Origin of the sequence: Paraclostridium sp., assembly GCF_051657365.1 — a bacterium.
Taxonomy (GTDB): domain Bacteria; phylum Bacillota; class Clostridia; order Peptostreptococcales; family Peptostreptococcaceae; genus Paraclostridium.
The window spans coordinates 38,524-60,997 of record NZ_JBOFKN010000162.1; the positions used below are offsets into that span (position 1 = coordinate 38,524).

Sequence of the window (22,474 nt, forward strand, 5' to 3'; positions counted from 1 at the left end):
ATGATGTAATTTGTACTATGATATAGAAAGGACGTTTAAATTGAAAACTAGTGATTTTTACTTTGATTTACCAGAAGAATTAATAGCTCAAACACCATTAGAAGATAGATCTAATTCTAGACTTATGGTTCTAGATAAGCAAACAGGAGAAGTTGAGCACAAAATATTTAAAGATGTTGTAGATTACTTAAATCCAGGGGACTGTTTAGTTCTTAACAATACAAGAGTTATACCTGCAAGACTTATAGGTGAAAAGGTTGATACTGGTGGTAAAATAGAATTTCTTTTATTAAAAAGAACAGATAAAGATATTTGGCAAGCATTAGTTAAACCAGGAAAAAGAGCTAAAGTTGGAACAAAGTTCTCGTTTGGAAATGGAAAGCTTATAGGAGAAGTAGTAGGATTGGCAGAAGAAGGTTCTAGATTGGTAAAATTCTACTATGAAGGAATTTTTGAAGAGGTATTAGATGAACTTGGAAATATGCCGCTACCACCATATATAACAGAGAGATTAGAAGAAAGAGAAAGATATCAGACTGTATATTCAAAGCATAGTGGATCTGCAGCAGCACCAACAGCTGGTCTTCATTTTACTAATGACCTTTTAGAAAAGATAAAAGAAAAGGGTGTAGATATAGCATTTGTAACTTTACATGTAGGACTTGGAACATTTAGACCAGTTAAAGTAGACGATGTGTTAGAACATGAAATGCATTCTGAATATTATATGGTAGAAAAAGAAGCAGCAGATAAAATAAATAAAGCGAAGAAAAATGGTAATAAAGTTATATGCGTTGGAACAACTAGTTGTAGAACTGTTGAATCAGCAAGTAATGAAGTAGGTGAAATTTTAGAATCTAGCGGATGGACTAATATATTTATATATCCAGGATATAAATTTAAAATAGTAGATAGATTAATAACTAATTTCCACTTACCAGAGTCTACTTTAATAATGTTAGTAAGTGCATTAGTTTCTAAGCAAGCTGTATTAAATGCATATAGTACGGCAGTTGAGGAGAAATATAGATTCTTTAGTTTTGGGGATGCAATGATAATAAAATAGATATGGGGGCCTAATGTGAAAAAATTGGATGAAAAAAGTTTAGCACTTAAAATAGCATATATATTTGAATCATTATTAGCAATGGTTGTATTATTAGCTGTATTTTTAGGTACTATTGATGTACTTAGAGTTATATGGCAATCGTATATTGTAGAATATCATACACCGGTACTATATGCACAATTTAATGATTTATTAGGTCAAATATTACTATTAGTTATAGGTGTAGAATTGGTTGTAATGCTATCACTACATATACCGGGGGCATTGATAGAAGTACTTTTATATGCAATAGCAAGAAAGTTATTATTACTACCTAAAAGTGAGGGAATGTTAGATCTATTATTAGGTATAATGGCTATAGCTGGGTTGTTTGCAATAAGAAAATACTTGCTAACAGATGATAACAGTACGATGAATGTAACTAGTATACATTATGAGGAATGTGAAGACCATGACTGTGAATGCCATAAAAGAAATTTAGAACAGGCTTTGAGTCATGAAAATAAACAATAGATAAAAAGTAAGGAGAATCAGCATGAGCGCAGTAAGATATGAACTTATAAAAACTTGCAAACAAAGTGGAGCAAGATTAGGAAGATTACATACTCCTCACGGAGTAATAGAAACACCGATATTTATGCCAGTTGGAACTCAAGCAACTGTAAAAGCAATGACACCAGAAGAGTTAAAAGAAATAGGATCTCAAATAATACTAAGTAATACTTATCACTTATATATGAGACCGGGACATGATTTAGTTAAAGAAGCGGGCGGACTTCATAAGTTTATGAACTGGGATAAGCCAATACTTACAGATAGTGGAGGATTCCAAGTATTTAGTTTAGGGCCACTTAGAAAAATAACTGAAGAAGGTGTACATTTTAGATCACATATAGATGGATCTAAGCACTTTATAAGTCCTGAAAAAGCTATGGAAATTCAAAATGCATTAGGATCAGATATAATGATGGCATTTGATGAGTGTGCACCATATCCAGCTGATAGAGATTATGTTAAAAATTCTTTAGAAAGAACTACTAGATGGTTAAAGAGATGTAAAGAAGCTCATACAAATACAGATAATCAAGCTTTATTTGGTATAATTCAAGGTGGTATGTATAAAGACTTAAGAGAACAATCTGCTAAAGAAATACTAGAATTAGACTTACCTGGATATGCAGTAGGGGGATTAAGTGTCGGAGAACCAAAAGAATTAATGTATGAAGTTTTAGATTATACGGTACCTTTAATGCCAGCAGATAAGCCAAGATACTTAATGGGTGTTGGAAGTCCTGATGATTTAATTGAAGGGGTTATAAGAGGGATAGATATGTTTGACTGTGTTTTACCTACTCGTATAGCTAGAAATGGAACAGCTATGACAAGTGAGGGTAAAGTAGTAGTTAGAAATGCAAAATATGCAAGAGACTTTGGACCACTAGACCCTAATTGTGATTGCTATTGTTGTAGAAACTATACAAGAGCATATATAAGACACTTAGTTAAGGCTAACGAGATATTAGCATCTAGACTTATAACTACTCACAACCTGCATTTCTTATTAAATTTAATGAAACAAGTAAGAGAAGCTATAATGGAAGATAGATTATTAGACTTTAGAAAAGAATTTTTCCAAAAATATGGCTATGAATTATAATTATTTTAAGTTATAATGATTATTATATAAAACATAAAAGCTTAAATTTTTAACAAATATATTATTTAAAAGGAGTGATACATATGCCTCAAGCTATAACAGGTATAATTATGTGGGTTGTATTTTTTGCAGTATTTTATTTCTTCTTAATAAGACCACAGAAGAAAAAAGACAAGCAACTTAAAGAGATGAGAGAAAACTTAAATGTAGGTTCTAAAGTTGTAACAATAGGTGGTATAGTAGCAAATGTAGCTAAAGTTGAAGAAGATGTTGTGATATTAGAAATTGGACCAAGCAGAACTAAGGTTCCATTTGAAAAATGGGCTATAGCATCTACTGAGTCAAACGAAAAATAAAACAATAATTGTAATTACAAAGCCTTCCCTTGAATATATTGTATATTAGAGGGGAGGTTTTTTTATGGAAAAATCAAATAGTATTTTTAAAGGATTAGGATATGCGTACATAATAACACTTACTTGCTTATTAACTTATAATATTTTACTTACATTTACTGGTATGTCTGCAGAGAGTATAGCTATAGCAACATCTATAATAACAACAGCATCTGCGGCGTTTGGTGGTTTCTACGCAACTATGAAAATAAAAGAAAAAGGACTTCTATATGGGGTATTAGTTGGATTGCTTTATATATTATGTTTAATGATTGTCGTGTTTTTAGCTAATGATTCTTTTGTATTTGAAATGACTATGGTATATAAAATATTACTTATATCTTTAGCAGGTGGAATAGGTGGTGTTTTAGGTGTAAACTTCAAATAAATTTCCACTTATGTAAATTTTATGATATAATCAAGAAAGTATTATTAAGATAGGAGGTAGTTAAAATGGAAAAGAAGCATGTAAAAACTTTATCTAAAGCTACTTTAAAAGAAAGTGCGGCAAAAGGTGGATGTGGAGAATGTCAAACATCTTGTCAATCTGCTTGTAAAACTTCTTGTACAGTTGCAAATCAAGAGTGCGAGAGATAATAAATTTATTATTTAACAAAGGGAAAGCAGCTATGTAAGCTGCTTTTTTTGAGTAGAATTAGAAAATAGGGATATAAAACATAAGTAGGCTATAAGTCTATTTATATGATAATATATAGGTATAAACAAACTAGGAGGCACATTATGAGTATGATACATAAGTTTTCAATGAACGGATATAATATAGTTTTAGATGTAAATGGTGGAGCAGTTCATGTTGTAGACGAGGTAGCGTATAACCTATTAGACCACTATAAGGAAATGTCTTTACAAGAAATAACAAATAAATTAAGCGATACTTACACAGAAGCACAAATAAAAGAAGCATATAATGAAATAAAAACGCTAGAAGATGAAGGGTTATTATATACAGAAGATACATATCAACATCATCCGAACTTCATAGATAGAAAAAAGGTAGTAAAAGCTTTATGTTTACATGTTGCACATGATTGTAATTTAAAATGTAGTTACTGTTTCGCGGCTCAAGGAGATTTTGGTGGAGCTAAGGAAATGATGAGCTTTGAAGTTGGTAAAAAAGCTATAGACTATTTAATAGCTAACTCTGCAAATAGAAGAAACCTGGAGATAGATTTCTTTGGTGGAGAGCCATTAATGAATTTCGAAGTAGTAAAACAACTTGTTGAGTATGGAAGAAGTATAGAAAAAGAGAATAACAAAAATATAAGATTTACAATAACTACAAATGGAATATTATTAGATGATGAAAAAATAAAGTATATAAATGAAAATATGCACAATGTAGTTTTAAGTTTAGATGGAAGAAAAGATGTTAATGATAGAATGAGACCTACATTAAACGATAAGGGAAGTTATGATATAATAATGCCTAAGTTTAAGAAGTTAGTAGAAAGTAGACCTAAGGATAAGTATTACTATATAAGAGGAACATTTACTAGAGAAAACTTAGACTTCTCAGAAGATGTACTTCACTTTGCAGATGAAGGATTTAAACTTACATCAGTAGAACCTGTTGTAGATGATGAAAGTAATCCATTTGCATTAAGACAAGAAGACATGGAAACAGTATTTAATGAATATGAAAAGTTAGCAGTTAAATATTCAGATAGATTATTAAATGGAGAGAACTTCAAGTTTTTCCACTTTATGATAGATTTAAATCAGGGACCTTGTGTAATAAAAAGAATAACAGGTTGTGGTGCAGGTAATGAATACTTAGCTATAACACCTAATGGAGATATATATCCATGTCATCAATTTGTTGGAAAAGATGAGTATAGACTTGCAAATATAAGTGATGAAGAAGTAGTAATACCAAGGGAAATAACGGATACATTTAAAAATGCACACGTATATAGTAAAGAAGATTGCAAAAAATGTTGGAATAAATTCTATTGTTCTGGAGGATGTCATGCAAATGCAACTAACTTTAATGGAGATGTAATGAAACCATATGAGTTGGGTTGTGAAATGCAAAAGAAACGTACTGAATGTTCTATAATGATACAAGCCAGATTAATGTTAGAAGGGAAGTAGATACGGTGATACAGGGCTATAAAGGAAAAGAACCACAAATTGATTCAAGTGTTTTTATAGCAGAAACAGCATGTATTATAGGTGATGTGAAAATAGGTAAAAATGCAAATATATGGTATAATGCGGTTATAAGAGGCGATGAAAATTCTATAAGTATAGGAGAAAATACTAATATACAAGATGGCACAGTTATACATATTGAATATAATTGTGAAACTCTAATAGGAAAAAATGTGACTGTAGGTCATAAAGCACTTATACATGGATGTAAAATAGGGGATAATACTTTAATAGGTATGGGATCTATTGTACTAGGTGGTGCAGAAATAGGGGAATGTACATTAATTGGTGCGGGAAGCTTAATTCCCCCAAATAAAAAAATACCATCTGGTGTTCTTGCGATGGGATCTCCTGCTCAAGTTATAAGAGAACTTACACAAGAAGAAAAACAAAATCTTATTAATTCTGCATTAAAATATGTAGAAACTGCAAATAATTATAAATAGATTAGAAAAAGGGGCAATATAAAATATATTGTCCTTTCTTCTCTTATAAATAATATTATTTTAATTAAGGCTAGGTGTAAAAAATGAAAGTAAGTTATAGACATTTAAAAAGATATAAGGAAATAGTTCAAATACTTTTGAAATACGGATTTAGTATTATCGTAGAAAAACTTAATATAGAAGGTGTAGCTTACAAAATTCCAATAACTAATCCACCGGCAGAAATAAAAAATATGTCTACGGGAGAGCGATTGAGAAGAGCTTTTGAAGAATTAGGACCTACATATGTGAAATTAGGCCAAATATTGAGCACTAGAAAAGATTTATTAGATCAAAATATTATAGATGAACTAGTAAAGTTAAGAGATAATGTAGAGGTATTTGATACTGATATAGCTATGAAGATATTAAAAGAAGAATTAAATGTACCTATAAATGATATCTTTTTAGAGTTTAATCATACACCTATAGCAGCGGCGTCTTTAGGGCAAGTTTACGAAGCTACATTAAAAAGTGGAGATAGTGTAATCGTTAAAATTCAAAGACCTAATATGGAGAATATAATAAAGTCCGATATCGAAATATTAAAAGCTATTGCTGGAGCTATTAAAGATTTCAATAAAGATTTAAATGTTGATATTCAAAGTATAATAGAAGACTTTGAGACTCAGCTCTTGAGAGAATTAGATTATAATTTTGAGGCTATAAATGGATTGAAATTTCAAAATATGTTTGCGGATACATCGGAAGTATATATACCTAAAGTATTTATGGAATACACAACTCAAAAAGTTTTAGTGTTAGAAAAAATTGTAGGTGTTAAATTAAGTAATGTAAATAAAATGAAAAAATTAGGGTGGGATACTGAAAAAATTAGTGAGATAGGAATAAAATCTTTATTTAAGCAGATATTCGAATATGGATTTTTCCATGCAGATCCACATCCAGGTAATATATTTGTTATAAATGATAGCTGTGTAGCTTATATTGATTTTGGAATGATAGGAATAATAGATAAGAAAACATTAAATATATTAAATGCTATAACACTTGCAGCGGTAGATAGAAATATAGATAGAATTATATATTTACTTATGGAGTTAGATGTTATATCTTATGATACTAATTTAACCGGATTAAGACAGGACTTGTTATATTTAATGCACTATTATTATGATGTTCCACTAGATAAGTTGAGTTTGGGAGATATATTAAATGAAGTATTTAGATTCTGTAGAACATATAAGGTAGCACTTCCGCCACAACTAGTGTTATTAGTAAAAGCGCTTATAACGTTAGAAGGAACTGCTAGAGAATTGAATCCTAATTTTTCTATAACTATTGCAGGAAAATCATTTATGAAATATTACTATGTGAATAGATTAAATCCTGAAAATATAATAAAACAATCGAAACAAAGCACGCAAGAAGCTATTTCAGATATAAAAGCGATACCCAAGCAACTAAAAGGTATATTAAGAAATATAGAAAAAAATAATATTAGAATTCATATAGAGGATGTTAAATTCTCTAAATTAGAAAAAATAATAACAGACTTTGCGACTAAATTATCTTTAAGTTTGGTACTAGCTGCATTGCTAGTGGGGTCGTCTTTAATAATATCATCACCTAACATAAATAGTAGTTTTTGGGTTAGAATTTTAGCTTTCTCAGGATTTATAGTTTCATTTTTAGTGGGAATTTTATTAGTTATAAAAATAATAAGATCTGAGTATATGAAAAAATAGGGGGTAGATTGTCTATGTTTAACAAAAAATGGACACTTAAATATAAAGGTAAGATAAAAAATTACGATTTAAATGAAAAAATGAAAATTTCCCCGGAAATAGGACAAATATTAAAAAATAGAGGTATTAATAACGAAGATGATGCTGAAATATTTATAAATCCATCGTTAGAATATCTTAGAGATCCATTTTTGATGAAAGATATGGAAAAAGCTGTAGATAGAATAAATTATGCTATAGAAAATAATCAAAATATATGGATATATGGAGATTACGATGTAGATGGAGTTTCATCAACATCTATATTATGTATATATTTTGATTCTATAGGATATCCGGTTAAATATTATATACCGAATAGACTAGAAGAAGGATATGGTATAAATGAAGAAGCTATAAAAACTTTAAACGAACAAAATTGTGACTTAATAATAAGTGTAGACTGTGGAATAACATCTATAAAAGAAGTTGAGATAGCAAATGAATTGGGTATAGATATTATAATAACCGATCACCATGAAGTTCAAGAATGTATACCTAATGCTTATGCGGTTGTAAATCCAAAGCAAGATGAATGTAATTATCCTTTTGATATGTTATGTGGATGTGGAGTTGCTTTTAAGCTTATCCAAGCATTAACTCCAAAAGAAGTATTTGAAAACTCTATGTACGATTATTTAGAAATAGTAACATTAGCTACTATATGTGATATAGTTCCACTAGTGGATGAAAATAGAATTATAGTTAAAAATGGATTGAAGCTTATGAAAGATGGTAAAAATTTAGGGTTAAGGGAGCTTATAAATGTATGTGGAATAGATACTAATAAAATAGGATCATCACATGTGGGATTCTCTATAGGACCTAGAATTAATGCATCTGGTAGGTTGGGATATTCATATTTAGGGGTAGAATTATTTACAACTAAATCAAAAGAGGAAGCTGTTGAAATAGCGAATCTTTTAGAAGATAAAAATAATGAAAGACAAATGATAGAATCTAAAATGTATCAAGAAGCTGAAAGCATAATTGAGAGTAATCAAAGTTATGAAAATGATAAGGTACTTGTAATAGCAAATGAAGGATGGCAGCATGGAGTTATAGGAATTGTTGCATCTAAATTAACAGAAAAATACTATAAACCAACCATACTTCTAACAATAGAAGATAATGAAGCTACAGGTTCAGCAAGGTCTATAAAAGGATTTAGCATATTTGATACATTGGTTAAATGCTCGGACTTACTTGGTAGATTTGGAGGACATGAACAAGCTGCAGGTTTGTCTATGGATGCAGGTAATGTTGGAGAGCTAAGAAGAAGAGTTAATGAAATAGCTGATTATAATCTTACAGATGAAGACATGATAGAGAATGTAAATGTAGAATTTGAATTAAATGAAGCTTCAATAGATTTTAACTTGATAGAGGAATTGCATAGTCTAGAACCTTTTGGAATGAGCAATCCAAGTCCTAGGTTTATAATTAGAAATATGGAAATTAGAGGGATGTTTAGAATGGGAAAAGAGAAAAACCATTTGAAGCTAAACTTAGAAAAAGATAAAATATATGAATGTATTGGATTTAATATGGCGTATATGGCTGATAATTTTGAAATTGGAGATAAAGTAGATATATTATTTCAATTAGATGAAAATACTTATATGGGTAATAGGAAAATACAATTTTTATTAAAGGACATAAGACTTGCTTATCCAAAAGATACAAGTAAAAATATAGATAGTATAAAATTATTTGAAAGTATTAGGCCTTGTATAGAAAGTGAAAACTTAATATATAGTAGTGAAGCTATAGATATAACTGGAAATAAAAATATAAATATTTTTGAGCATATAAATAATAAGAGTTTAATTGTAACGAACTCAATAAATGGTTTTTTCAAAGCTATATCTGATATGTCGCTTACAGATTATGAATTTGATATAAATTATAATATTATAGACAATATAAATGACAAACTTCAACTTATATTCTTTCCCTATATTGATAAAATAGATTTAAAAAGATATAATAATATTATTCTTTATGATTATTTATACAATATAGAGGAATATTCGTTTTTATATGAATATACTAAGAATCAATGTGAAATTATAAGATATTATGATAAAAATGATTTAATATATGTAAATAATATAATAAGTAGTATAATTCCAAGCAGAGAAGAATTTATAACTCTATATAAGTTGATGTTTAAATATAGAGAGCTAAAAATTAATATATTAGAAATTAAGTCGAATTTTAACATAGCACCTATAAAATTATTTGCTATGTTAAATGTGTTTAAAGAATTAGATTTAATGAATTTTAATATAGATGATAAAAATAATACTTTAAAGATGGAAATTATGCCAAGACCAAGTGCTAAGATTGACTTATGTTCAAGTAAGGTACTACAAGGACTTAATCAACTTAAAGATAAATATAAGCAAAGCTATTAGGAGGATTTAAATGAACTTAAAAGATTCAATAAGAGAGATAAAAGATTTCCCAAAACCAGGTATAGGATTTAAAGACATAACAACTTTATTAAGCAACGGAGAAGCATTTAAGTTTGCAGTAGATGAAATAATAGCAGATCTAAAAGATAAAAATGTTGATATAATAGTTGGGCCAGAAGCAAGAGGTTTCTTAATGGGAACTCCAGTTGCTTACGGAATGGGTATAGGATTTGTTCCAGTTAGAAAGCCAGGTAAATTACCTGGAGAGGTTGAAAAGTATGAATATGGATTAGAATACGGAACTGATACATTAGAGATTCATAAAGATGCAATAAAGCCAGGTCAAAGAGTTGCAATAGTAGATGATCTATTAGCTACAGGAGGAACTATGGAAGCTGCTGCTAAGCTTATAGAGAAGCTAGGTGGAGAAGTTGTTTCTATGCAATTCTTAATAGAATTAGAAGAGTTAAAAGGCATTGATAAAGTATCTAATTATCATGTAAACTCACTTATAAAATATTAAGAAGTTCAATAGTTGGTAAAAAGCCAACTATTTTCATATATATCAAAATTTATACTATAAAATAGGTGGTTATATGCAAGATAAGCAATTACAGGAATTAATAGATAAGATAAAAAGATATGCCCCTAATGGAGATATAGGCTTAATCGAAAAGGCTTATTATTATGGCAAAAAAGCACATGATGGCCAATTAAGAAAATCTGGGGAGCCATATTTTATACATCCAATAGCAGTTGCTAATATACTTTGTGATATGGAACTAGATATGCAAACTATAGCGGCTGGATTACTACATGATGTAGTTGAAGACACTGAATACACATATGAAGATATAAAAAAAGATTTTGGGGAAGAAATCGCAGATCTTGTTGATGGAGTTACAAAGCTTGGACAAATAAAGTATAAGTCAAAAGAAGAGACACAAGCTGAAAATCTAAGAAAAATGTTTTTAGCTATGTCAAAAGATATTAGAGTTATACTTATAAAGTTGGCAGATAGATTACATAATATGAGAACTTTAAAGTACATGCCTCCTGAGAAAGCTAGAGCTAAAGCAACGGAAACATTAGAGATTTATGGTGGAATTGCAAGTAGATTAGGAATATATAAAGTAAAATGGGAATTAGAAGATATTGCGCTAAGATATATAGATAGTGAAGGTTATTATGAGTTAGTAGATAAAGTAGCCAAAAAAAGAAGTCAAAGAGAAGCTTATATAGAAAAAATAGTAGATATTCTTAAAGTAAAAGTTGAAGAAGTTAATATAAAGTGTGATATATATGGAAGACCTAAACATTTCTATAGTATATATAGAAAAATGAAGAATAAGCATAAAGATTTTGAAGAAATTTATGACTTAATGGCAGTAAGAATAATAGTTAACTCTGTAAAAGATTGTTATGCAGTTTTAGGTATGGTACATACATTATGGAAGCCTATACCAGGAAGATTTAAAGATTATATTGCCATGCCGAAACCAAATATGTACCAGTCATTACACACAATAGTTGTAGGACCAGATGGAGAACCTGTAGAAATACAAATAAGAACTAAAGAAATGCATAATATAGCAGAGTATGGTATTGCAGCTCACTGGAAATATAAAGAAGGCAAAACCAATATCAAAGAAAATAAGTTAGAAGAAAAATTGCAATGGTTAAGACAAATGATGGAGTGGGAAAAAGATTTAAAAGACCCTCAAGAATTTATGGATGCATTAAAAGATGATGTATTTAATAGCCAAGTTTATGTATTCACTCCAAAAGGAGATGTAATTGAGTTACCAGCAGGATCTACTCCAATAGATTTTGCATATAGAGTCCATACAAATGTGGGTAATAAATGTGTTGGAGCTAAAATTAATGGAAGAATAGCTTCTCTAGATTATAAATTGGAAAATGGGAATATAGTTGAAATTTTAACATCGTCAAATTCAAGTGGACCAAGTAGGGATTGGGTAAATATAGTACAAACACCTAATGCGAAGTCTAAGATTAGACAGTGGTTTAAAAAAGAAAGAAGAGAAGAAAATATAGAAAGAGGTAGTGCTATACTAGAAAAAGATTTTAAAAAGTATGGAGTACCTACAAAAGATTCAGCAATTGAAAAATATATGATTCAGGTGGCTAGAAAATTTAATCAACCTACAGTAGAAGATTTAGTAGCTACTATAGGATATGGAGGAATAATGTCCTCGCAAGTAGTTCCTAAAGTAAAAGAACTTTATGAAAAAGAATTTACGAAGAAAATACCTGAAAATAAAGAAATAGATGATTTCAATAAACATAGTATAGGAGAGCAGGAATATACCAAAAAAAGAAAAAAATCCTCACCACAAGGTATTATAGTAAAGGGTGTAGATAATATATTGGTAAGATTTGCAAAATGTTGCAATCCTATACCTGGAGATGAAATTATTGGATATATAACAAAAGGAAGAGGAGTTGCAGTTCATAGAAAAGATTGTCCAAACTCTAATTTAGACAATGAGTACTTTAACAATAGATTAGTAGCAGTTTCATGGGAGATTGCTAACAATGCTAAATTTGAAGCGGAAATACAAATTCAGGCATACGACAGAAGAGGTGTTATAAATGATATAACACACATTGTTGCTATTGAAAAAGTATCTTTAAATGGAATAAATGCAAGGAAAAGTAAAGATAACATAGTAAATGTAAACTTACTTGTAGAAGTAGAAAGCATAGAGACTTTAAACTTTTTAATGAAAAAGATTAAAGCTATTCCAGGAGTAGAAAATATTTATAGAGTTATAAATTAAGGAGGATCTAATGAGAGCTGTAGTTCAGAGAGTAGCTTCATCAAAAGTTGTAGTAGATGAAACTACTATTGGAGAGATAAATAAAGGATTACTTGTATTATTAGGAGTAACACATGAAGATACAAGTGAGGATGTAGATTACTTGCTAGAAAAAATCATAAATTTAAGAATATTTGAAGATGAAGATGAGAAGATGAACTTATCACTTAAAGATGTAAATGGGGAACTTTTAGTAGTTTCTCAGTTTACATTATATGGTGACTGCAAAAAAGGAAGAAGACCTAATTTTACAAATGCAGCGAAACCAGATTTGGCAACTAATCTTTATGAAGAATTTATTGCTAAAGCTAAAAAGCATGATGTAAAGGTTGGAACTGGTAAATTTGGAGCGCATATGATGGTAGAGCTAGTAAATGATGGACCAGTTACTATGCTTATAGATTCAGAAAAAAATTTTTAAGGGGGATAAAATCATGATAATAGAAAAATATACAGATCATTTATTTGGAGAAAATACGTATTTGATAGCAGATAAAAATACTAGAGACGGTGCGGTTATAGATCCAGGTGGAGAAATAAAAGATTTAATGAGATATGCTAAAGATAATTTTATAAATATTAAATATATAATTCTTACGCATGGACATGGGGACCATATAGGTTGTGTTCCAGAGTTAAAAGAAGCTACGAATGCATGTATTATAGCGCATGAAGATGAAAAAGAAATTTTATTAGATAAAAAGAAAAATTTAAGTTATAGAATGCACTGTGGAGCAACAGAATTTGATGCAGATAAATATGTAAAAGAAGGCGATAGTATAAAGTTAGGTGATTTAAAGCTTAAATTTATACATACTCCTGGACATACAAAAGGATGTATGTGCATAAAGGTAGGAAATCATATGTTTACAGGAGATACTTTATTTGCAGGAAGTATGGGTAGAACTGATTTATATAGTGGAGATAACAAACAAATTCAAAAATCACTAAATAGATTAAAAAATTATGAAGATGACATAATTGTGTATCCAGGACATGGACCAAATACTACAATGGGGATAGAAAAAGCAACTAATCCTTATATGTAATAGGCCCTTGTTACAATCAAAGAAAAAGGAGTAGTTTAAATGTTAGGTATTGAGCTAAAAGGACATGACTACAAGTATGAAGTTGCAGAATTATTAAAGTTATTTACTACTCAATTTAGATTTATAAATGGTAATGATGTATTTGAAAATATTTTAATAAATGAAATTAGTGTAGAAAAAGATCAAATTAAAAGTACAACAAAGTACTATGAAAATAAAGTATTAAAAATTTTAAAAGATGAATGTTTTGAAACAGAATTGCTTAATGAAGAAGATATAAAAAAGAAAACAAAAACAATAATAAAAAGAAGTATGTTCAAGGTTTTAGATGAATTATTTGATACTTATGTGCCTTGGGGAATTTTAACTGGAATTAGACCTGTTAAAATAGTTCACAATCTATTGGATTTAGGATTAAGTGAAGATGAAATAAGAAAAAATCTTAAATCAAATTACTTAATAAAAGATGAAAAAATAGATTTAGCTTTAGATATAGCAAAAAGAGAACGAGTATTTATATATCCTATTGATAAAAATAAAATATCTTTATATGTAAGTATTCCATTTTGTCCTACAAGATGTGTATATTGTTCTTTCCCATCTAATCCTATGAAGCAATTTGGGCACCTTAGAGATCATTATGTAAAAGCTCTTATTGAAGAAATTAAAGGTCTAGCAAAAATATTAAAAGATACAAAAAAGGAAATTGAAACTTTATACATAGGTGGAGGAACACCTACAACTTTAGATGCAGATCAGTTAGACTTTTTAATAAAAGCATTATTTAAAGAGTTAGATTTGACTACAATAAAAGAATTCACAGTTGAAGCAGGTAGACCAGATACTATAACTAAAGAAAAACTAGAAGTTATGAAAAATCATAATGTAACTAGAATAAGTATAAACCCACAAACTATGAATGATGAAACTTTAGTTAAAATAGGAAGAGATCACAATGTTAATGATATAGTAGATTGTTTTAATCTAGCTAGAAATCTAGGTTTTGACAATATAAATATGGATATTATACTAGGATTAGTTGATGAAGACATAGATATGGTTAGAAATACTTTAGAGAGAATTAAACAATTAGATCCTGAAAGTTTGACTGTACATACATTAGCTATAAAAAGAGCATCTGAATTAAAAGAAAACCTTGATAAATATGAACTTACTAGATATGAAGAAATGATAAAAATGATAGAACTATCTATGGAATATGCAGGTAAAATGGGATTAAATCCATATTATATGTATAGACAAAAACATATGCTTGGAAACCTTGAAAACATAGGGTATGCAAAAGAAGGATTTGAATGTATATACAATATTCAAATAATGGAAGAAAAACAAAGTAATTTAGCAGTAGGAGCAGGAGCTATAAGCAAATATGTTTATGTAGATGAAGATAGAATAGAAAGAACTGACAATGTCAAAAATGTAGAAATATATATAGATAGAGTTGAAGATATGATAGAAAGAAAGGTAAAGGAGGTATACAAAAATGTTAACTAAAGCTCCGAGAGGTACGAAAGATATAACTCCAAAAGATGCATATAAATGGAATTATGTTGAAAATAAATTTAGAGAAGTTTGTGCATTATTTGGATATGAAGAAATAAGAACTCCTATATTTGAACACACAGAATTATTCCAAAGAGGTGTTGGAGAAACTACTGATGTTGTTCAAAAGGAAATGTATACTTTTGAAGATAAAGGAAATAGAAGTTTGACTTTAAAACCTGAAGGAACAGCTGGTGCAGTTAGAGCATTTATAGAAAACAAGATGTATGCAGATACTCAACCAACAAAATTATTCTACCAAACACCATGTTTTAGATATGAAAGACCTCAAGCTGGAAGACAAAGACAATTCCACCAATTTGGAATAGAGACATTAGGTAGCGATAAGCCATCTATAGATGCTGAAGTTATAGCTTTAGCAGTTCAATTCTTTAATGAAGTAGGACTGAATAACTTAGATACTTGTATAAACTCTGTAGGATGTCCTACTTGTAGAGCTAAGTATAATGAAATATTAAAATCATATCTTGATGCTAAGAGTGATGTATTATGTGAAACTTGTAATGAAAGAAAAGAAAAAAATCCAATGAGAGTTATTGACTGTAAAAATCCAGTTTGCAAAGAAAATTTAAAAGATGTTCCATATATGATAGATCACTTATGTGATGATTGTAAGGATCATTTTGCAAAAGTTCAAGAGTATTTAACTGAAATGGGTATAAATTTTAAAGTTGATAAGACTATAGTTAGAGGACTTGATTATTACAAGAAAACTGCATTTGAGATAGTATCAAATGATATAGGTGCTCAAAGCACTGTTTGTGGTGGTGGAAGATACGATGGATTAGTTGAGCAATTAGGCGGACCTAAAGGGGTTAGTGGTATCGGATTTGCACTAGGAGTTGAAAGATTATTATTAACTCTTGAAAATAATAATATAGAAATACCTAATCCTAAGGCTACAGATATATTTATAGCAACTATAGGTGAAAATGCTCAAGCAAAGAGTTTTAAAATATTAAAAGATTTAAGAGAAAATCATATAAGTGCAGATAAAGATCATTTAGATAGAAGTTTAAAGGCTCAATTTAAATATGCTGATAAATTAAATGCAAAATATACTATAGTTATAGGTGATGATGAATTAGCTAATGATGAAGTAACGCTTAAAGACATGGCTAAATCAGAGCAAACTACTATAAAATTAAGTGAAATAGTAAAAGAATTACAAAATAGATTATAATCTAGACTTAAATAATAGACGGAGGATAAGTTATGGAGACTCTAAACGGATTAAAGAGAACTCACTACTGTGGGGACTTAAGAGAAAGTAACATAGATGAAGAAGTTGTACTTATGGGATGGGTACAAAAGAAAAGAAACTTAGGTGGATTAGTGTTTGTTGACTTAAGAGATAGAAGTGGAATATGCCAAATAATATTTGATACAGATGTAAATGAAGAAGCTTTTGCTAAAGCTGAAAAATTAGGATCTGAGTATGTGATAGCTGTCAAAGGAAAAGTCGCAGAAAGATCATCTAAAAATCCTAATTTACCAACAGGTGATATAGAAATATTTGCAACTGAGTTAAAATTATTAAATAAATCAGAAACACCACCTATATATATAAAAGATGATGATAATGTATCAGAGGAATTAAGACTTAAGTATAGATATCTAGACTTAAGAAAATCATCTATGCAAAAGAATTTAATATTAAGAAGTAAGGTTGCTAGTATAGTAAGAAATTATTTAACAGAAAATAATTTCTTTGAGATAGAAACTCCTTTTTTAATAAAGCCAACTCCAGAAGGTGCTAGAGATTATTTAGTTCCAAGTAGAGTTAATGAAGGTAAATTTTATGCATTACCACAATCACCTCAATTATTTAAGCAATTATTAATGGTGAGTGGTATGGATAGATACTTCCAAATTGTTAAATGTTTTAGAGATGAAGATTTAAGAGCAGATAGACAACCCGAGTTTACACAAATAGACTGTGAAATGTCTTTTGTTGAGCAAGAGGATGTTATGGATATAATGGAAAAGATGGTACAAAGAATATTTAAAGAGATTTTAAATATAGATGTTAAATTACCACTTCAAACAATGACTTATGCTGAAGCTATGGAAAAGTACGGATCAGATAAACCAGATACTAGATTTGGATATGAGCTTACTAATATATCAGATGTAGTAGCTGACTGTGGTTTTGGGGTATTTGCAAATGCTAGTAAAGATGGTATGAGCGTTAGAGGTATAAATGTTAAAGGTCAAGCTGAAACATTCTCTAAAAAGCAAATAGGTAAATTAGAGGATCATGCTAAAACATACAAAGCTAAAGGTCTTGCTTGGATAAAAGTAGGAGAAGATAGAGAAGTTAATTCTCCTATAGCAAAATTCTTTACACAAGAAGAAATGACAGCTATATTAGATAAAATGAATGCAGAAGCTGGAGACTTATTATTATTTGTTGCAGATAAAAATAGCGTAGTGCTTGATGCATTAGGGCAAGTAAGATTAGAAGTTGCTAGAAGATTAGATTTATTAGATAATAATGTTTATAACATGTTATGGGTAACAGAATTCCCAGTATTTGAAGAAGATGAAGAAAATGGAAGAATGGTAGCTAAACATCATCCGTTCACATCGCCACTTGATGAAGATTTAGAAAAACTTGAAGGTGATGATAAAGCATCTTTAAGAGCTAAAGCCTATGATATGGTTATCAATGGATATGAAGTAGGTGGAGGAAGTGTTAGAATATTTAATTCTGATGTTCAACAAAAAATGTTTAAAGCATTAGGTTTTACAGAGGAAGAAGCAAATGAGAAGTTTGGATTCTTATTAGATGCATTTAAATATGGAACACCACCTCATGCAGGTATGGCATTCGGTCTTGATAGACTTATAATGATACTTGCGGGTACTAATAATATAAAAGATGTTATAGCATTCCCTAAAAATCAAAGTGCTGTTTGTCCTATGACAAATGCGCCTGCTGTTGCAGAAGAACAACAATTAAACGAGTTAAATATAAAAGTTGATATACAAGAGAAAGAATAATACTTTAATAAATAAATACTGTTGAATTAATTCAACAGTATTTATTTTTTTATAATAAAATGGTATATAATATAGTATATGAATGAAAAAGAGGTTGGAATATGGAAAAAAAATTAGCTAATAGTAATGATAAACAATTACTTATAAAAAGATTGAATAGGATTGAAGGTCAAGTAAAAGGTATACAAAAGATGGTTGAAGAAGAAAGATACTGTGTTGATATATTAGTGCAAATATCGGCAATAAGATCAGCTATAAATAAAGTGGGTAATATTATTTTAGAAAATCATATTAAAGGTTGTGTTTCTACATCTATTAAAGATGGCGATTCACAAAAATCAGAAGAATTAATTTCAGAATTGATGGAAACTATAAATAAATTTACTAAATAGGGGGAGTAATATGAATCAACATGGATACGTAGTAGAGCTAGTAGACAGTATAACCGCTAAAATAAAAATGCAACAACATTCTGCATGTGCATCTTGTGGTAAATGTGCATCATCTACAGACAAAAAAGATATAGTCGTAGAAGTTGATAATACAATAGGAGCTAAAATAGGCGATTATGTGGAAGTAAATATGGATTCTATGGATGTAATAAAAGCAGCATCTATTGTTTATGCAATACCGCTTATAGCACTTTTAGGGGGGACGATTATATCATATAAAATATTGAGCTATATAGATATATCATTTAATAAAGAAGTTATAAGTGGATTTTTTGGGATAGGGTTGACAGTTATATCTTATTTATTTATAAAAAGTAGAGATTCTAAATTTAGAAAAAGTAGAAAATATATTCCTGTAATAACAAAGGTTATAAATCAAATAAAAATATAAAAAAAGAAGAAGCTAGATTGCTTCCTCTTTTTTTATAAATTATCATCATCATCTGAATCACGGTCTAAAGCGCTATCTTCTGTCATTATGTTATTTTCAAAGTTTGAATCTTTCTTAGTCATCACATGATTAAAACTAAATCTATTTTTATTAAGTTTGATAGTATTTATAGTTTTAACAAATGAAGTTACTAGTAATACACCCAAAGATATTGCTCCACCAACTAGTAGAGCTGTTGCTCCAGTAGATGCGGCTAGTTCATAATTCTCTTGTACAAGATATAGCATAGTATTATACATTCCAAGTCCTGGAACTAATGGAATTATGCCAGGTATTATAAAAACAATAGCTGGTTGTTTTAAATATCTTGCAGATACCTCACTTGCGATTCCTACAATAGTAGCAGGAACAAAATTTGAAAGGATAGGATTATTAGTTATTCTAAATAAATAAACATATAAAACCCATCCAATAGCACCTATTAATCCAGCATAAGGTAATGACCTCTTAGGAGCACTTAGAAATATTGAAAATCCTATAGTACAAATAAAACTAAAAATAAAATGCAAATATAACGGCATACTACTCATTATAATACACCTCCCAATCTAAGCCAAACTTCAAGGATGAAACCTACTCCAACAGCTATTGCAACTGCGGTTAGTGTTGCATCAAATGCTCTTGCAACCCCTGATATTAAATCCCCCGAAATAAGATCTCTTAATCCTTTTATTAAAGAAACTCCAGGAAGAAGAGGCATAATAGAACCAACTATAAGTGTATTTGGTTGACTCAAGATACCTATACTAGATAAAGTCGTTCCTATTATGGCTATGAATATAGCAGATGTCAAAGTAGCAAATGAAGGTATAGCGCTTATTCCGAACATCTTGTCATATATTATAACTGCAAAAATAGATGTTATAAATGTAAATATAAAGTCTACGAGAGTACATCCTAATAATACAGAGAAACATGCAGATCCAAGTCCGGTTCCAACATAAACAGCCCACTGATTATATGATTTAACTTTTTCTATATCTTTTAGCAAGACTATAGCATCTTCTATAGATAAATCTTTATTAGAAACAAATTCTCTAGAAAATGTATTTAAAAGATCGATTTTATTTATATTAATACCTCTACTTTTTATAGTTTTCATAAAGGTAATACCATCGAATCTTTCATCAGAAATAATTATTACTGTAGGAGAGGTAAATACATTTACATGATTATATCCTCTAGAATTACAAATTCTAAGTATGGTATCTTCAACTCTATAGGTTTCAGCTCCATTTCTTAACATAAGCTCACCTGTAAAAAGTGCAAGTCTAAAGATATCTTTTTTTCTTTCTTGATCCATCTTAATTTCTCTATCCAAATTCACACCTCCAAAATAAATATAATAATAAAGATTATATCAAATATTTGGTTATATTACATATATTTATTTACTATATATCAACATTAAATACAGATTAAATTTTATTTAGATAATAAAGAAAATTAAGTTAATAAAGGTTATAAAAAAACAGGCATATTACCTTGTGAAAAATAATATATAACTATTAAGAGTTTAGAAAAATTAACTTGATGATTATATAATTTTATTTACAAAGGAAGGATGATTATAATGTTTGATAATTTAAAAAAAGTGGACAAAGATATTTATGAAAGTATGGAAAGAGAACTTGTTAGACAACAAAGAAATATAGAGTTGATTGCATCTGAAAATATAGTGTCTATGGCGGTTATGGAAACAATGGGGAGTCATTTGACAAATAAATATGCAGAAGGATATTCAGGAAAGAGATATTACGGTGGATGTGAATACATAGATGAAATAGAAACTTTAGCAATAGAAAGATTGAAAAAAATATTTAAAGCAGAGCATGCTAATGTTCAACCTCATTCAGGAGCAAATGCAAATATGGGTGTATATTTTTCTATATTAAAGCCAGGAGATAAAGTAATGGGGATGAACTTGTCGCAAGGAGGGCACTTAACACATGGTTCTCCTGCTAATATTTCAGGACAATATTTTGAATTCATCGAGTATGGTGTAAATGTACAAGATGGAAGAATAGATTATGATGATATAAGAAGAAAAGCACATGAAATAAAACCTAAATTAATAGTTGCAGGAGCTAGTGCGTATCCTAGAGAAATAGATTTTAAAAAGTTTAGAGAGATAGCAGATGAAGTAGGGTCTATGCTTATGGTAGACATGGCTCATATAGCTGGTCTTGTAGCTGTAGGGCTTCATCAAAATCCATGTGAAGTAGCTGACTTTGTTACAAGTACTACGCATAAGACATTAAGGGGACCTAGAGGTGGGATAATATTATGTAAGGAAAAATATGCAAAAGCTATAGATAAAGCTATATTCCCAGGCACTCAGGGAGGACCATTAGAACATATAATAGCAGCTAAAGCTGTTGCATTTAAAGAAGTCTTAGAACCTGAGTTTAATGAATATCAAACACAGGTTGTGAAAAATGCTAGAAGACTTGCTGAAGAATTAATAAAGAGAGATTTTAAACTGGTTACTAATGGAACAGATAACCACTTAATATTATTAGATTTAACTAATAAGAACATAACTGGAAAAGAAGCAGAAAGAAGATTAGATGAAGCTTATATAACGGCAAACAAAAATACTATACCGTTTGATCCAAATGGAGCATTTGTAACTAGTGGTATAAGATTAGGTACACCAGCAGTAACTACTAGAGGTATGAAAGAAGAAGATATGGTAGATATAGCAGAAGCTATAGATTTATGTTTAACTCACAATAAAGAAGACGAAGCTAGAATGAAAGTGACATCACTAACTAATAAATATCCTTTATACAATGAATATGAAATATTTAATAAATAATATTTAAATATAGAAATTGCAAATAAGCTAAGGGAAGTTAATCTTAGCTTATTTGCAATTAATTATGTAGATTTTAGTAGTATATTAAAATAAAAAACAAAAAAATAAAATTTAATTTTAAAAAAGTATTGACGTCAATTGATTGAGGTGATATAGTATTACTTGTCCTTAAGAAAAGGGCAAACGAGAAAATGAACTTTGAAAATTAAACAGTAGGTTAATTATAAAAATTCTTTTTAAAAGAATTAAACACAAACAACCAAGCCAGATATTCAGATAATGATTAGCTGAGCGATGGACAACTTTTTAAATTATATTT

The 22,474-nt window shown here is 29.3% G+C and carries 22 protein-coding genes; 20 read left to right on the top strand and 2 right to left on the bottom strand.

What is annotated here, in order from left to right; all coding sequences use genetic code 11:
- Positions 1-40: 40 nt before the first annotated feature.
- The 19 genes from queA (at position 41) to ACRCYC_RS12725 (ending at position 19,274) form a co-directional block, all read left to right on the top strand.
- Positions 41-1,066: a tRNA preQ1(34) S-adenosylmethionine ribosyltransferase-isomerase QueA gene (gene queA, locus ACRCYC_RS12635; protein WP_438619503.1), complete on the top strand. Its 1,026-nt coding sequence runs from the start codon at positions 41-43 to the stop codon at positions 1,064-1,066.
- 15 nt (positions 1,067-1,081) lie between these two features.
- The gene (locus ACRCYC_RS12640; protein ID WP_438619504.1) at positions 1,082-1,582 is read left to right on the top strand and encodes a phosphate-starvation-inducible PsiE family protein; all 501 of its coding nucleotides are present in this window, start codon (positions 1,082-1,084) and stop codon (positions 1,580-1,582) included.
- Positions 1,583-1,604: 22 nt separating this feature from the next.
- The gene (gene tgt, locus ACRCYC_RS12645) at positions 1,605-2,726 is read left to right on the top strand and encodes a tRNA guanosine(34) transglycosylase Tgt (RefSeq protein ID WP_438619505.1); all 1,122 of its coding nucleotides are present in this window, start codon (positions 1,605-1,607) and stop codon (positions 2,724-2,726) included.
- Between the two features lie 83 nt (positions 2,727-2,809).
- The gene (yajC, locus tag ACRCYC_RS12650; RefSeq protein ID WP_438619506.1) at positions 2,810-3,082 is read left to right on the top strand and encodes a preprotein translocase subunit YajC; all 273 of its coding nucleotides are present in this window, start codon (positions 2,810-2,812) and stop codon (positions 3,080-3,082) included.
- A gap of 64 nt (positions 3,083-3,146) precedes the next feature.
- Complete coding sequence (locus ACRCYC_RS12655) at positions 3,147-3,509, top strand: TIGR04086 family membrane protein (RefSeq protein WP_438619507.1); 363 nt, start codon at positions 3,147-3,149, stop codon at positions 3,507-3,509.
- A gap of 65 nt (positions 3,510-3,574) precedes the next feature.
- Positions 3,575-3,718, top strand: coding sequence for a six-cysteine ranthipeptide SCIFF (gene scfA, locus ACRCYC_RS12660; protein ID WP_007789995.1), 144 nt, complete (start codon positions 3,575-3,577; stop codon positions 3,716-3,718).
- Positions 3,719-3,862: 144 nt separating this feature from the next.
- A complete protein-coding gene (scfB, locus tag ACRCYC_RS12665) occupies positions 3,863-5,236 on the top strand; it encodes a thioether cross-link-forming SCIFF peptide maturase (RefSeq protein WP_438619508.1) in 1,374 nt (457 codons plus the stop codon).
- Positions 5,237-5,241: 5 nt separating this feature from the next.
- Positions 5,242-5,742 carry a gamma carbonic anhydrase family protein gene (locus ACRCYC_RS12670; RefSeq protein WP_438619509.1) on the top strand — a complete coding sequence of 167 codons (501 nt, stop codon included), beginning with the start codon at positions 5,242-5,244 and terminating at the stop codon, positions 5,740-5,742.
- Between the two features lie 83 nt (positions 5,743-5,825).
- Complete coding sequence (locus tag ACRCYC_RS12675) at positions 5,826-7,490, top strand: ABC1 kinase family protein (RefSeq protein WP_438619510.1); 1,665 nt, start codon at positions 5,826-5,828, stop codon at positions 7,488-7,490.
- A 14-nt stretch (positions 7,491-7,504) separates the two neighbouring features.
- On the top strand, positions 7,505-9,949 hold the full coding sequence (gene recJ, locus ACRCYC_RS12680) for a single-stranded-DNA-specific exonuclease RecJ (protein ID WP_438619511.1): 2,445 nt from the start codon (positions 7,505-7,507) through the stop codon (positions 9,947-9,949).
- Positions 9,950-9,959: 10 nt separating this feature from the next.
- Positions 9,960-10,472, top strand: a complete 513-nt coding sequence (locus ACRCYC_RS12685; protein ID WP_438619512.1) for an adenine phosphoribosyltransferase — start codon at positions 9,960-9,962, stop codon at positions 10,470-10,472.
- A 73-nt stretch (positions 10,473-10,545) separates the two neighbouring features.
- Positions 10,546-12,753 carry a RelA/SpoT family protein gene (locus ACRCYC_RS12690; protein WP_438619513.1) on the top strand — a complete coding sequence of 736 codons (2,208 nt, stop codon included), beginning with the start codon at positions 10,546-10,548 and terminating at the stop codon, positions 12,751-12,753.
- A 10-nt stretch (positions 12,754-12,763) separates the two neighbouring features.
- Positions 12,764-13,213 carry a D-aminoacyl-tRNA deacylase gene (gene dtd, locus ACRCYC_RS12695; protein WP_438619514.1) on the top strand — a complete coding sequence of 150 codons (450 nt, stop codon included), beginning with the start codon at positions 12,764-12,766 and terminating at the stop codon, positions 13,211-13,213.
- Positions 13,214-13,226: 13 nt separating this feature from the next.
- Positions 13,227-13,841, top strand: a complete 615-nt coding sequence (locus ACRCYC_RS12700; RefSeq protein ID WP_438619515.1) for an MBL fold metallo-hydrolase — start codon at positions 13,227-13,229, stop codon at positions 13,839-13,841.
- 39 nt (positions 13,842-13,880) lie between these two features.
- A complete protein-coding gene (gene hemZ, locus ACRCYC_RS12705; protein WP_438619516.1) occupies positions 13,881-15,356 on the top strand; it encodes a coproporphyrinogen dehydrogenase HemZ in 1,476 nt (491 codons plus the stop codon).
- A complete protein-coding gene (hisS, locus tag ACRCYC_RS12710) occupies positions 15,346-16,608 on the top strand; it encodes a histidine--tRNA ligase (protein WP_438619517.1) in 1,263 nt (420 codons plus the stop codon). Before hemZ ends, hisS begins: the two co-directional genes overlap by 11 nt.
- A gap of 32 nt (positions 16,609-16,640) precedes the next feature.
- Complete coding sequence (gene aspS / locus ACRCYC_RS12715; RefSeq protein WP_438619518.1) at positions 16,641-18,431, top strand: aspartate--tRNA ligase; 1,791 nt, start codon at positions 16,641-16,643, stop codon at positions 18,429-18,431.
- Between the two features lie 101 nt (positions 18,432-18,532).
- On the top strand, positions 18,533-18,823 hold the full coding sequence (locus ACRCYC_RS12720) for a metal-sensitive transcriptional regulator (protein WP_438619519.1): 291 nt from the start codon (positions 18,533-18,535) through the stop codon (positions 18,821-18,823).
- A 10-nt stretch (positions 18,824-18,833) separates the two neighbouring features.
- Positions 18,834-19,274, top strand: coding sequence for a SoxR reducing system RseC family protein (locus ACRCYC_RS12725; protein ID WP_438619520.1), 441 nt, complete (start codon positions 18,834-18,836; stop codon positions 19,272-19,274).
- 32 nt (positions 19,275-19,306) lie between these two features.
- Here ACRCYC_RS12725 and ACRCYC_RS12730 read toward each other — a convergent pair whose 3' ends face one another.
- Positions 19,307-19,864 carry a threonine/serine exporter family protein gene (locus tag ACRCYC_RS12730; protein WP_438619521.1) on the bottom strand — a complete coding sequence of 186 codons (558 nt, stop codon included), beginning with the start codon at positions 19,862-19,864 and terminating at the stop codon, positions 19,307-19,309.
- Positions 19,864-20,637, bottom strand: coding sequence for a threonine/serine exporter family protein (locus tag ACRCYC_RS12735; protein WP_438619523.1), 774 nt, complete (start codon positions 20,635-20,637; stop codon positions 19,864-19,866). The genes ACRCYC_RS12730 and ACRCYC_RS12735 overlap by 1 nt, the downstream gene beginning before the upstream one ends.
- 270 nt (positions 20,638-20,907) lie before the next feature.
- On the opposite strand from ACRCYC_RS12735, the gene glyA reads away from it, so the two are divergent.
- Entirely contained in the window at positions 20,908-22,155 is a 1,248-nt protein-coding gene (glyA, locus tag ACRCYC_RS12740; RefSeq protein WP_438619522.1) for a serine hydroxymethyltransferase, read from the top strand.
- Positions 22,156-22,474: the final 319 nt, after the last annotated feature.

Coding starts and splice junctions, on each gene's coding strand:
- ACRCYC_RS12700 (WP_438619515.1), top strand. CDS start 13,227: ATGATAATAGAAAAATATACAGATCATTTATTTGGAGAAAATACGTAT.
- ACRCYC_RS12720 (WP_438619519.1), top strand. CDS start 18,533: ATGGAAAAAAAATTAGCTAATAGTAATGATAAACAATTACTTATAAAA.
- yajC (WP_438619506.1), top strand. CDS start 2,810: ATGCCTCAAGCTATAACAGGTATAATTATGTGGGTTGTATTTTTTGCA.
- ACRCYC_RS12675 (WP_438619510.1), top strand. CDS start 5,826: ATGAAAGTAAGTTATAGACATTTAAAAAGATATAAGGAAATAGTTCAA.
- glyA (WP_438619522.1), top strand. CDS start 20,908: ATGTTTGATAATTTAAAAAAAGTGGACAAAGATATTTATGAAAGTATG.
- scfA (WP_007789995.1), top strand. CDS start 3,575: ATGGAAAAGAAGCATGTAAAAACTTTATCTAAAGCTACTTTAAAAGAA.
- ACRCYC_RS12685 (WP_438619512.1), top strand. CDS start 9,960: ATGAACTTAAAAGATTCAATAAGAGAGATAAAAGATTTCCCAAAACCA.
- hisS (WP_438619517.1), top strand. CDS start 15,346: ATGTTAACTAAAGCTCCGAGAGGTACGAAAGATATAACTCCAAAAGAT.
- ACRCYC_RS12655 (WP_438619507.1), top strand. CDS start 3,147: ATGGAAAAATCAAATAGTATTTTTAAAGGATTAGGATATGCGTACATA.
- ACRCYC_RS12730 (WP_438619521.1), bottom strand. CDS start 19,864: ATGAGTAGTATGCCGTTATATTTGCATTTTATTTTTAGTTTTATTTGT.
- ACRCYC_RS12690 (WP_438619513.1), top strand. CDS start 10,546: ATGCAAGATAAGCAATTACAGGAATTAATAGATAAGATAAAAAGATAT.
- tgt (WP_438619505.1), top strand. CDS start 1,605: ATGAGCGCAGTAAGATATGAACTTATAAAAACTTGCAAACAAAGTGGA.
- aspS (WP_438619518.1), top strand. CDS start 16,641: ATGGAGACTCTAAACGGATTAAAGAGAACTCACTACTGTGGGGACTTA.
- hemZ (WP_438619516.1), top strand. CDS start 13,881: ATGTTAGGTATTGAGCTAAAAGGACATGACTACAAGTATGAAGTTGCA.
- ACRCYC_RS12725 (WP_438619520.1), top strand. CDS start 18,834: ATGAATCAACATGGATACGTAGTAGAGCTAGTAGACAGTATAACCGCT.
- dtd (WP_438619514.1), top strand. CDS start 12,764: ATGAGAGCTGTAGTTCAGAGAGTAGCTTCATCAAAAGTTGTAGTAGAT.
- recJ (WP_438619511.1), top strand. CDS start 7,505: ATGTTTAACAAAAAATGGACACTTAAATATAAAGGTAAGATAAAAAAT.
- ACRCYC_RS12735 (WP_438619523.1), bottom strand. CDS start 20,637: ATGGATCAAGAAAGAAAAAAAGATATCTTTAGACTTGCACTTTTTACA.
- scfB (WP_438619508.1), top strand. CDS start 3,863: ATGAGTATGATACATAAGTTTTCAATGAACGGATATAATATAGTTTTA.